Source organism: Aeromonas sp. Y289-2, assembly GCF_027705925.1.
Classification (GTDB): domain Bacteria; phylum Pseudomonadota; class Gammaproteobacteria; order Enterobacterales; family Aeromonadaceae; genus Aeromonas; species Aeromonas veronii.
In genome coordinates this window covers 1-10,978 of the sequence record NZ_JAPDCH010000031.1, presented here as the reverse complement: position 1 = coordinate 10,978, position 10,978 = coordinate 1, and the positions used below count along the sequence as shown (strand labels likewise).

Here is a 10,978-nt window from a genome sequence, read left to right as displayed (position 1 = left end):
CAGTACATCGAGCAACAGCAAACACCTCATTAACCATGGAACGGCTACGCCATTCACACCTTATATCCCCGCCATGACAAGGGGCGAGTCACCGACTCGCCCCTTTTTGCGTCTGCGTCTCCGAGATTTGCCTGCCCACTCACATCCTCCCGCCCTGTGGCTCGCCATCAGGGGCGGTGCGCGATAAGATGGCGCCCTCATTGCACTTTTTACATGTCATGGAACAGGGAAAACCGATGAAATTCATACTGATCGCGCTGCTCATCGCCGGTGTGGCCTACTACTTCTACTCCAGCAGCAACAACAAGAAGCTGGCGGCTGACAACGTGCGGATTGGCGCCGAGTTCCTCGCCAGCAACAAGGAGAAGCCGCTGGTGACCACCACCGCCTCCGGCCTGCAGTACGAAGTGCTGACCCCGGGCACCGGCACCGTTCACCCCACCGCCACCAGCAAGGTGAAGGTGCACTACGAGGGCAAGCTGCTGGACGGCACCGTCTTTGACAGCTCGGTCGCCCGTGGCGAGCCCATCGAGTTTGGCCTCAATCAGGTGATCGCTGGCTGGACCGAAGGGGTGCAGCTGATGGTGGAAGGTGAGAAGACCCGTTTCTACATCCCTGCCAACCTCGCCTACGGCGACCGCGCCGCGGGCAAAATCCCGCCGGGATCCGTCCTGATCTTCGACGTGGAGCTGCTGGGTATCCAGTAAGCGCTCCGTCACGCTCCATCAACAACAAGGCCAGCATCATGCTGGCCTTGTTGCTATGGGAACCTCACTCCCCCTTGGCGATCCCTTCCCGGCGTGGATCCGCTGCGCCAAACCAGCCGCCAGTGTTGCGCTCAACCCCCTGCAGGCCGGAGGTCTGCTCGTTCAATACCACTTCGTGTCCCCTCGCCTTCAATCCCTCGACCACCGACATAGGGGTGCGCCCCGCTTCCAGCTCGGTGGGGCCGTTGCGGCTGCCAAAGTTGGGCAGGTTGATGGCCTGTTGCAGGTTCAGACCCCAATCCTGGGTGCCGAGCAGGGTCTTGCCCACGTAGTTGATGATGGCGGAGCCCCCCGGAGAGCCCAGCGTCATGGTCAGCTCGCCGCTTGGTTTGTCAAACACCAGCAGGGGTGACATTGAGGAGCGGGGCCGCTTGCCCGGCTCCACCCGGTTTGCCACCGGCAGACCGGCGGCATCTATCGAGGTGAAGGAGAAATCGGTGAGCTGATTGTTGAGCAGGTAGCCGTTGACCATCTGACGCGATCCGAAACCATCCTCGATGGAGCTGGTCATGGAGATAGCCATCCCCGCCTTGTCGACGATCGAGACATGGCTGGTCGAGGGGAGTTCGGGGGTCGCATCCTGGCCGCGTGCCAGCGCCAGTGGCGGCGTGCCGGGCTTGGCAATCCCCATGGAGTGCTGACCGACAAGCTTGCCCCGCTCGGCCAGATAGCCCTTGTCCAGCAGCCCCTGCACCGGCACGCTGACAAAATCGCTGTCGGCGACGTACTGGTTGCGATCGGCGAAGGCCAGACGCGCCGCTTCGCTGTAGAGGTGGATAGCCTCGCTGGAAGCAGCCAGTCCCCCCTCCTTCGTGGTGATCGGCTTGAGGGCTGCCATATCGCGGCTCTCCAGCATGCCGAAGATCTGGCCGAGCGCCAGGGTGCCGGACGAGGGAGTGGGGAAACCGCAGATCTTGCTCTGGCGATAGTCAAAGCAGAGGCCATCCCGCACTTTGGCCTGATAGCTGGCCAGATCGGTGGCCGCCAGTACTCCGGGATTGGTGGGATGCTGGCGTACCTTGGCCACCATGGCATCCGCCAGCGGCCCCTGATAGAAAGCATCCGCCCCCTCTGTGGCCAGGGTGCGCAACACCCTGGCCAGCGCCGGGTTGGTCAGCCGGGTGCCTGCCGTTTTGGGGCTGCCATCAACCTGATAGAAGTAGGCTCGCGCCTGCGGATCCCGTGCCAAATAGGGATCCTTGGCCAGCAAGGTGGCCAGCCGTGGACTTATCACAAATCCTTGTTCTGCCAGCGTGATGGCGGGCTCGAACAGCGCAGCCCAGGGCAGCTTGCCATAACGCTGATGGGCCAGTGCCAGAGCGCGCAGGGTGCCGGGAACGCCGACCGAGCGGCCCCCGACCACCCCGTCATAAAACGCCAGCGGCTTGCCATCTTGCATAAACAGCTGGTCGGTGGCGGCAGCCGGCGCCGTTTCGCGGCCATCCACCGCACTCACCTTGCGGCCATCCCACACCAGCAGCAGCGTTCCGCCACCGATCCCGGAGGATTGCGGCTCCACCAGCGTCAGCACCAGCTGCACCGCAATGGCGGCATCGACGGCACTGCCACCGGCCTTGATGATCTGGTAGCCCGCATCCACCGCCAGCGGGTTGGCGGCCGCCACCATGAAGTCATGGCCCTGCCAGCCCTGCTTGTCGGTCCAGCCACTGGCGGCTTCGGGCGCGATCAGGGTCTGGGTTGGCGGGGTGTAGTGAAAGCCGTTGTCACTGGCACAACCGGCCAGCAGGGCAAGGGCGACAGCCAGCCCCAGAGGTTTGCGCAACATGACACTCTCCTTGTCTGTTTTATGACCATGAAGAGGGACTATGTCACGATTGGCACTGATAGCTCAAGTTATTGAACAAGATCAATATCTTACTCATCTATCAATAATGGCTATCCGTAACAGGCATAAAAAAACCGCCCGAAGGCGGCTTTTACGATGGGATGGCAGAGGCCAAACAGGCGCATGTCCGGTTAGATGGACTGCTCTTCGCCACCCAGGGCGGCAAACAGCGCCGGGATAAACTGGGACAGCTCGGCGGTCACCAGCGCGAAATCGGCATCCAGACGGGCAGCCGGATCTTCGCTGGTGACGTCGTCGTTCTGCTCGCGCAGCTCTTCGCTGAATTTCAGGCGCTTGATGGAGAGATCATCCCCCAGCACGAAGCTGACAGTCTCGCCCCAGTTTAGGGCCAGCTTGGTCACCAGCTTGTCGTTGGCCAGATGGTTCTTGATTTCATCCGTCATCAGATCCTGCTGCTTGCAGCGGATGATGCCGCCGTGCTCCATGGCACTACGCAGCTCGGCTTCATCTTCCAGCGTGAAGGAGGCTGGCAGGTTGCCCTCGTTCAACCACTCGGTCATGGTGATCTCGGGTGGGTTCTTGAGGGCCACCGGCACCACCGGCAGGGAGCCGATGGATTTGCGCAGCAGCGCCAGCAGATCGTCCGCCTTCTTGGCAGAACCTGCGTCCACCACCATCAAATTGTCGGCCGGATTGATCCAGGCGAAGGTCTGGCTGGTACGACTAAAGGCACGGGGCAGCAGGGTGTGGAGGATCTCCTCTTTCAACGCCTCCTTCTCTTTCTTCTTGAGGGCGCGTCCCTGTTCGAACTCGATCGTTTCTACCTTCTCGGCCAGCATCTCCTTGACCACGGCACCGGGCAGCATCTTCTCCTCTTTGCGGGCGCAGATGAGGATGTGACCGGAGGCAGAGTGAGTCAGGGTTGAGCCGAATTTGCCAAGGGGCTTGACCCACCCGAAACGGGAGATGTCCTGACTGCCGCAAGGGGTGAAGGCACAGGCTTCCAGCTGGGTTTCCAGCTGATCAACGGTCAGGTCAAAGGGGCGGGTAAAGCGATAAATCTGCAGGTTTTTAAACCACATGGCGTCCTCGGTCTCTAGATTGTCCGGCGGGCATTGTACTAGAGAGGCGCTTTGTGATCAGCCAATCATTCTCGCTAAATAAAGGGCGATCGACCTCACAGGGTCTCATTTATGTCACCTGTTTGTTCATCAAGTTCTCCTAGACTGCGAAAGTAAATTGTTAATAAGGATGAAGGTATGTTGCGGCCCAGTCGCCCGGAAGACATGGAAGAGATCGTCGAAATCTGGTTGCTGGCCTCCCTGCAGGCCCACGATTTCGTCGATGCCTCCTGCTGGTGGCAGGCCCAGGAGGATCTGCGTACCCGCTATCTCGATCGCGCAGCCATCTGGGTGTTCGAGGAGCGCGGCGATCTGCTCGGTTTCATGGCACTGGTGGACAACTATCTCGCCGCCCTGTTCGTGCGCCCCGACCGTCAGGGGCGCGGTGTCGGCCACGCCCTGCTGCAGGAGGCCAAGCGTCAGGGGGCGTCGCTCCACGCCCGGGTCTTTGTCGAGAACGATCAGGCGGTGCGTTTCTATCGCCGCCACGGCTTCGTCATCGAGGCCGAAGAGTCCGATCCCCTCACCGGCCACCCCCAATACCGGATGTGCTGCGAACCTGCCTGAATCGATGCCAGCCCCCTGTTTTACTTGAAAAAAGCAAGGGGCATCCTCATCTTGTCTCCATCGGGTGCCACCGGCACCATCCCTGCAACCGGGCTGCTTTCCAATGAAAATCCTCCATACCGCCGACTGGCACCTTGGCCATCAACTTCATGGCCATGACCGCCGTTTTGAACACGATGCCTTTCTCGACTGGCTGAGTGACACCCTCAAAGCGCGCGAGATCGACGCCCTGCTGGTGGCGGGCGATCTGTTTGATACCGCCAATCCCCCCGCCAGCGCCTGGCAACAGCTCTACCGTTTTCTGGCGCGGCTGCGCGCCGAGATGCCCCACCTCAACATGGTGCTGATCGGCGGCAACCACGACTCCCCCTCCAAGCTCGATGCTCCCCACGAGCTGCTGCGCGCCTTTGATCTGCATCTGGTGGGCAGCATCAGCCGCGACAGTGAGGGCAAGCTCGAGACCGACCGTCTGCTGGTACCGCTGCAAGACCGGGAGGGCAACATTGCCGCCTGGTGCGCTGCCGTGCCGTTCCTGCGCAGCAGCGATCTGCGGGTGGAGCAGTTGGCAGAGGGGCAGGACAGACTGATCGAAGGGGTAGGGCAGGTCTACGCAGAAGTGCTGGCCGAAGGGCGCGCCCGCTGCGGGGAGGATCTGCCACTCATCGCCATGGGCCACGCCTATCTGGCGGCGGGCCAGCTCTCCGAGCTGTCGGAGCGGCGGGTGCTCGGCGGCAACCAGCACGCCCTGCCTGCCGAACTCTTTGCCGGTGCAGACTACACGGCGCTCGGCCACCTCCATCTGGCCCAGAGCCCGGCCGAGGGGGTGCACTACAGCGGTTCGCCACTACCGCTCTCGCTTGCCGAAGCCAACTACAACCATCAGGTGCTGGAAGTGACCTTTGCAGAGGGGAAACTGACCGGATTGGAGCGGATCCCGGTGCCCCGCGCGGTGGAGATGATCCGCCTGCCCCAGAGCACCCTCGACGACGCGCTGAACGCCATCGCATCGCTCGAGCTGCCTGCTTGTCCACAAGAGGCACAACCCTTCCTCGAAGTGCGGCTGCTGCTGCCCAAGCCCGAGGCCCGCATCCGCGAGCGGATTCTCGCCGCCATCGCAGACAAACCGGTGCGTCTGGCCCGCATTACGACCAGTTATCAGGGCTCGGGCGAAGGGCTGGCCGATGGTCGCGAGCGGCGCAGGCTCGATGAGCTCTCCCCCACAGAGGTGTTTCGCCTCTGCTATCAGCGCCAGTTTGAAGGGGAGCCCGAGGCTGGGCTAGTTGCCTCGTTTGAAGAGATCCTGGAGCAGGTGAAGGAGTCAAACCAATGAAAATCTTGTCTCTGTCAGGTGAGAATCTGGCCAGTCTGACCGGCCCCTTCACCATCGACTTTACCAGGGGGGCGCTCGGCGCCGCCGGTCTGTTTGCCATCACCGGCAATACCGGCGCGGGCAAGAGCACATTGCTCGACGCCATTTGTCTGGCCCTCTACGACGAGATGCCGCGCTTTATCGCCAATCGCAAGAACGTGGCCGAAGTGGGCCGCATGGATGACGAGGAGAAACTCAAGGCCAACGACGTGCGCGGCATTCTCAGTCGCGGCCACGCCAGCGGCTTTGCCGAGGTACAATTTCGTGGCTGCGATGGCCGCATCTGGCTGGCCCGCTGGGCGGTGCGCCGGGCGCGAAACCGCTCGGAGGGGCGCTTTCAGGCGCAGGAGCGCACCCTGACCGATGTCGAGTCGGGTCAGGTTTTCTCCGGCAGCAAGCGGGAGCTGCAGGATCGCATCGACGAGCTTGTGGGTCTCTCCTGGGAGCAGTTCCGCCGCGCGGTGATCCTGCCGCAAGGGGAGTTTGCCGCCTTCCTCAAATCGGACGCCAACGAGCGCTCCGCTCTGCTCGAACGGATGACCGGCACCGAACTCTACTCCGCCATCTCCATCCAGACCTATGAACGGGCGCGGGAAGAGCAGCAGAAGCTGGCCACTATTGCCCAGCGCCTCGGCGATGTGGCGTTGATGGACGAAGCGACCCGCGAACAGTGGGTGAACCAGCAGGTGAGCCTCTCCACCACCCTCAAGCACGAGCAGCAGCAACAGCAACTGATGCAGGACTTGCGCGACCTCAACAGCCACATTGCCGCCCAGTTGCAGGGCTGCGCCGAGGGACAGGCGGCGCTCGATGCCGCCCTGCAGGCCCACGGCGCCGCGGCCCCCGAGCGCGAGGAGTTTGCCCGCGCCGAGCAGGCGCAGGTGGCCCGCGCCGATCACGACGAGCTGGCCCGCCTCACCCTTGAGGTACAGCAGCAGGAGAAGGTGATCGCCGAGCTGGTACCAGAGCTGGCCAAACTCGAGGAGCAGACCCAGCAGAGCGCGCTGACCGAGCAGCAACTGCTGGCGGAGAAGATCGCCGCCGAGCGGGAATGGGGTGCCCTGCAACCCGAACTCAAGCGGGCGCAGGAGCTCGATACCCGCATCCGGGAAAAAGTGCAGCAGTTGCAGAAGATCCAGCAGGAGGGGGCGCAGGAGCGAGAAGTGCAGCTCACCCTCGAGCAGGGCTGGCGCGAGCAGAGCAGACAGGTGGAGCTGCTCAAGCAGCAGCACCAGCAGTGGGGCCTTTGGCTCGAAGAGCACAAGGAGCTGGCACCGGTTGCCCGCCAGTGGCAGCCCCTGCTCACCGCCATGCAGGATTGGGCCGAGGATGCCGACAAGCTGCAGCAACTGCTCACCCTGCGCGATCACAAGCTGCGCGCCCTGCAACAGTTGCAGCGCCAGCTGGAGCAAGGCCAGCAGGAGCGCGACTACTGGCAACATGAACAAGCTCGGCTGCAACAGCAACAGAACGAGCTGCAGGAGCAGCACTGGGAGAGCCGCCTCGCCAAGGCGCAGGAGCAGTGGCAGCAGCAAACCGAACAGCTGGGTCAGCTGCGCCAGTTGCTGGAGCTGGCCGACTATGGCCGCAACCACGGCGAACAGCATGGCCGCCTGCAGCAGGAGATTGCCCAGCTGGAGCAGGCGCTCGGCAAGCTCGCCACCCTAAGCGAAGAGCTGGCCCCCGCCCGCGAGCGGCTCGCCCTGCAGCGGGATGAGGCGCGCCACGCGCTGGAGCAGTCCCGCGCCATCGCCAGCTTCGAGCAGTATCGCCATATCCTGAGCGATGGCGAACCTTGCCCGCTGTGCGGTTCCGGGGAGCACCCCTACAGCCAGAGCCAGCCACAGGTGGCGGGGATCCTGGGTCAGCTGGCGGAGCGGGCCCGCAGTCTGGAGCTGGAGTGGGAGCGGCTCAACCATCAGTACATTCAGTGCGAGAGCGAGCGTCAGGAGCTGGCCCGCCAGCTGGCGGTGCGTCAGCAACATCTGCCGGAGCTGGAAGCCCGCGCCGAGCAGCTGACCCAGCGCTGGCAACAGCTGGGGGGCGATACCCTGCTGGGTCATCCGCTGCCGCTGCGCCAGAGCCCCATTGAGTGGAACGAGCTGATGAGCACACTGCTTGGCCGTGGCCAGGCGCTGGAGCAGGGGTTGGCCCAGAGCCAGCAGCAGCTGCGTCAGGCCCAGCTTGGTCAACAACAGCTGCAAGGGGTGCGTCAGCAACTGAGCCAACTGGCTGCCCAGCACCAGCAGTTTGACCAGCAGTGGCAGGAGGCCGATCGCCAGCGCATCGCGCTGGAAGGGGAAGTGAAGGGGATGGGCGAGCAGGAGGCGACCCTGCGCCAGCGCCTTGAGCAAGGCGCCCACCGCCTCGACGAGCAGATGGGCGGCCAACCGTGGCGCCAGTGGCTCGGCAGCCAGCAGTGGCACGAGTGGCAGCGAGCCTGCGAAGCCTGGCTGCACGGCCAGAGCGAGTGGGAGCGGCTGGCCAGCGAGATCGCCAGCCTCACCCCCGCCCTGAGCGCGCAGGAGGCACGCCTGCAGACCCAGCGCGAGCTGCTGCACAAACTCGAGCGGGACTACAAGGAGCACGAACAGCAACGGCAGGGGCTGCTCACCAGCCGCAGCGGTTGTCTCGGTGGCGAGGAGATCCCGCTGGTCGAGAGCCGCTGGCAACAGCGGCTGCAACAACTCGCCAGCGAACTGGAGCTGATGCAAAGCGGCGCCCGCGCTCTGCGGGAGCGGCAGACCGAACTCAAGACCCGCCTCACTCATGTGGAGCAGGAAAAGCAGACCAGCAGCCGCCGCAAGCGGGAGGTGCTGGGGCGCTGGGCTGCCCACGCCAGTACCCTCGGCATCGCCGAGTACGACCTGCGCCGTCTGCTCGCCATCAGCCCCGATGAGCTCAAGGCTCGCCGCACGGCCCTGCAAGGATTGGAAGATGCCCTTGGTGAGGCGCGCACCCGCCTTGCCGAGCGGCAACGGGCGCTGGCGCTGGAGGAGAACAAGCGGGATCGCTATCGGGAACATCACCCCGAGCTGGCTGCCCTGCCGGATGCAGAGTTGAGCGATCAACTGGCGGCACTCGATGCCCGCTGTCGCGCCCTTGAAGAGCAGCTGTTCGAGTGCAAGAGCAAGCTGGCACAGGCCGAAGCCGCCGCCCTCAAGGCGGGCAGCCTGCAACAGGAGCTGGCCGCCCAGCAGGCAGTGGCCGACCACTGGCAGCAGCTGTGCGATCTGATCGGGCAGGCCAACGGCGCCAAGTTCCGCACCTTCGCCCAGAGCCTCACCCTCGAGCGTCTGCTGCTGGAGGCCAACGCCCAGCTCGCCGAGCTGTCGCCGCGCTACCGGCTGGAGCGGGTACCCGGCACCGATCTGGCGCTGCAAGTGGTGGATCTCGACATGGGGGACGAGGTGCGTTCGGTGGACTCCCTCTCCGGTGGCGAGAGTTTTCTGGTGTCGCTGGCGCTGGCGCTGGCCCTCTCCAGCCTCTCGTCACGGCAGACCCAGGTCGAGTCGCTTTTTATTGACGAAGGGTTTGGCACCCTGGATCCGGACAGTCTGGATCTGGCGCTCGCCAGCCTCGACTCCCTCCAAGCCGCCGGTCGCCAGATCGGGGTCATCTCCCACGTCCAGACCCTGGTAGAGCGTATTGGCGTGCAGATCAGGGTCGAAGCCCTCGGCGGCGGCGAGAGCCGGGTAGTGATTCCCTGAGAGCCTTCGGCTCAATCACCAGTACCATCGGCTAAATCACTACACCGTACATAACAAGACCCCGCCAATTGGCGGGGTCTTGTTGAGAGGCTATCAGCCGAAGCGGTAGGCGCCCATATAGAGGCTGCCGCCATCCCAGCTTTCGTGCAGCCGGGTGGGCGCCACACCATCGGCCGACCCCAACGCAACAAAGAGCGGGCGCAGATGATCATCGTGGGGATGAGACTCCACCGCTCCGGGGGCCTGCTGGCGATAGTCGAGCAGCGCCAGCCGATCCTCGTCGGCCATCTTCTGCTCCAGCCAGTCGACAAACTGGCTGGCCCACTCCGGCACTGGCGAGCCTTCCGGTGCCAGCGCCCGCAGGTTGTGGGTGATGGCGCCGGAGGCGAGGATGCCAATCCCCTGACTGCGCAGCGCCCCCAATACCTCTCCCAGTTGCCACAACTGGGCCGGGGTGAAGCTCGCGGGAATGGAGATCTGCACCAGCGGGATCTCGCTGTTTGGGTCGATCAGGGAGAGCGGCGACCAGACCCCGTGATCCAGCTCGCGCCGCACCTGGGTGGCGGTCAGTCCGGCCAGTGCCAGCTGGTCGCTCACCCCTTGTTGCAGCCACTCGGGGCTGCTGGCAGGCCAGCGCATCCGGTAGAGGGGCTCGGGAAAACCGTAAAAGTCGTACATCAAGGCCGGTTTGGGCTCGACGTTGATCTGTAGCTCGCGGCTGAACCAGTGGGCGGAGATGACCACCAGCCCCTTGAGCTCACCCAGACGCAGGGTTCGCAGAAAGCGGGTGGCGGGTTGCTCACGCAGCACCAGATCCGGTGCGCCGTGCGAGATAAACCAGACGGGGGCGAGGGACATAAAGCAGACTCCAACAAAGTATCAGGGGCGATACCGGAGGGGATATCGCTGTTGGAATCGATTATCCCCCAGCCATTAAAGGTGAACAATCCAGCAAGATAGATAAGAACTATCAACCAATGGTTGATAATTTCACGCCTTCACGACAGGTAATCGGCAATAGATATCAAGGCTGAGGAGCATCCGGCAGCGGTCGGGCTACACGAAGCGCCATCCGGGTCTCTGCACTGTGATCCTGCCACTCTCGCCACGCCAATCCCTCGGCGGCCGCCTCCCCTTTCACTGGGAGGGAGAAAATCGCCAGCAGTCGCGCATTATCAGGCCAGTAGCGGGCTGGCAGCGTCTGAACCAGCAGCAGGGCGGCGCCCAGCAAGAGCAGAGCCCATCCGGTTTCATGGCTGTTTTTCATCCCGACCTCCTTCACCCGTGCGCCAATGAACTAACATTTTTGCGCAAGCCGGTGACAAGACGGTGACAGCGGACGGGTGGTCATTTTACAACATCTGAACCTCAACCCGGCCAAACAACCACAGATGGCAACATTTGTATCCCTTCAGCCCGAACCTGTGGCCGTATGCTCTAAAATGTGACTCACAGGAAAACGTTATCCCTGAAAAGAAAACGTTATCTGGTCAAAACGTTGTTTCTGGATCATAAAAAGATTCCAAAAACTGGTGTATATTGCTCGGCGGAAATTCCTTAACCATGAAGATTGACATGAAAAAGACCAAAATTGTCTGCACCATCGGTCCGAAGACCGAATCCAAAGAAATGCTGGC

The 10,978-nt window shown here is 63.0% G+C and carries 8 protein-coding genes; 4 read left to right on the top strand and 4 right to left on the bottom strand.

Annotated features, from left to right (window positions below; all coding sequences use genetic code 11):
* Nucleotides 1-236: 236 nt before the first annotated feature.
* Nucleotides 237-707 (top strand): FKBP-type peptidyl-prolyl cis-trans isomerase, encoded by a 471-nt coding sequence (locus OKC43_RS21280; RefSeq protein WP_005347462.1) that lies wholly within the window; start codon nt 237-239, stop codon nt 705-707.
* Between the two features lie 64 nt (nt 708-771).
* On the opposite strand, the gene ggt is transcribed toward OKC43_RS21280, so the two are convergent.
* Both ggt and rdgC read right to left on the bottom strand, forming a co-directional pair.
* Entirely contained in the window at nt 772-2,553 is a 1,782-nt protein-coding gene (gene ggt / locus OKC43_RS21275; protein WP_270804105.1) for a gamma-glutamyltransferase, read from the bottom strand.
* Nucleotides 2,554-2,744: 191 nt separating this feature from the next.
* Entirely contained in the window at nt 2,745-3,656 is a 912-nt protein-coding gene (gene rdgC / locus OKC43_RS21270; RefSeq protein WP_270660740.1) for a recombination-associated protein RdgC, read from the bottom strand.
* Between the two features lie 177 nt (nt 3,657-3,833).
* On the opposite strand from rdgC, the gene OKC43_RS21265 reads away from it, so the two are divergent.
* From OKC43_RS21265 to OKC43_RS21255, 3 genes are all read left to right on the top strand, one after another.
* On the top strand, nt 3,834-4,262 hold the full coding sequence (locus tag OKC43_RS21265) for a GNAT family N-acetyltransferase (protein ID WP_005338252.1): 429 nt from the start codon (nt 3,834-3,836) through the stop codon (nt 4,260-4,262).
* Between the two features lie 103 nt (nt 4,263-4,365).
* On the top strand, nt 4,366-5,592 hold the full coding sequence (locus tag OKC43_RS21260) for an exonuclease SbcCD subunit D C-terminal domain-containing protein (protein WP_270660741.1): 1,227 nt from the start codon (nt 4,366-4,368) through the stop codon (nt 5,590-5,592).
* The gene (locus OKC43_RS21255; protein ID WP_270804106.1) at nt 5,589-9,341 is read left to right on the top strand and encodes an AAA family ATPase; all 3,753 of its coding nucleotides are present in this window, start codon (nt 5,589-5,591) and stop codon (nt 9,339-9,341) included. Before OKC43_RS21260 ends, OKC43_RS21255 begins: the two co-directional genes overlap by 4 nt.
* Before the next feature lie 93 nt (nt 9,342-9,434).
* Here OKC43_RS21255 and OKC43_RS21250 read toward each other — a convergent pair whose 3' ends face one another.
* Nucleotides 9,435-10,199, bottom strand: coding sequence for a DODA-type extradiol aromatic ring-opening family dioxygenase (locus tag OKC43_RS21250; RefSeq protein ID WP_201990819.1), 765 nt, complete (start codon nt 10,197-10,199; stop codon nt 9,435-9,437).
* A 166-nt stretch (nt 10,200-10,365) separates the two neighbouring features.
* Nucleotides 10,366-10,608, bottom strand: coding sequence for a hypothetical protein (locus OKC43_RS21245; RefSeq protein WP_201990818.1), 243 nt, complete (start codon nt 10,606-10,608; stop codon nt 10,366-10,368).
* Nucleotides 10,609-10,978: the final 370 nt, after the last annotated feature.

Coding starts and splice junctions, on each gene's coding strand:
- OKC43_RS21280 (WP_005347462.1), top strand. CDS start 237: ATGAAATTCATACTGATCGCGCTGCTCATCGCCGGTGTGGCCTACTAC.
- OKC43_RS21255 (WP_270804106.1), top strand. CDS start 5,589: ATGAAAATCTTGTCTCTGTCAGGTGAGAATCTGGCCAGTCTGACCGGC.
- OKC43_RS21250 (WP_201990819.1), bottom strand. CDS start 10,199: ATGTCCCTCGCCCCCGTCTGGTTTATCTCGCACGGCGCACCGGATCTG.
- rdgC (WP_270660740.1), bottom strand. CDS start 3,656: ATGTGGTTTAAAAACCTGCAGATTTATCGCTTTACCCGCCCCTTTGAC.
- ggt (WP_270804105.1), bottom strand. CDS start 2,553: ATGTTGCGCAAACCTCTGGGGCTGGCTGTCGCCCTTGCCCTGCTGGCC.
- OKC43_RS21265 (WP_005338252.1), top strand. CDS start 3,834: ATGTTGCGGCCCAGTCGCCCGGAAGACATGGAAGAGATCGTCGAAATC.
- OKC43_RS21260 (WP_270660741.1), top strand. CDS start 4,366: ATGAAAATCCTCCATACCGCCGACTGGCACCTTGGCCATCAACTTCAT.
- OKC43_RS21245 (WP_201990818.1), bottom strand. CDS start 10,608: ATGAAAAACAGCCATGAAACCGGATGGGCTCTGCTCTTGCTGGGCGCC.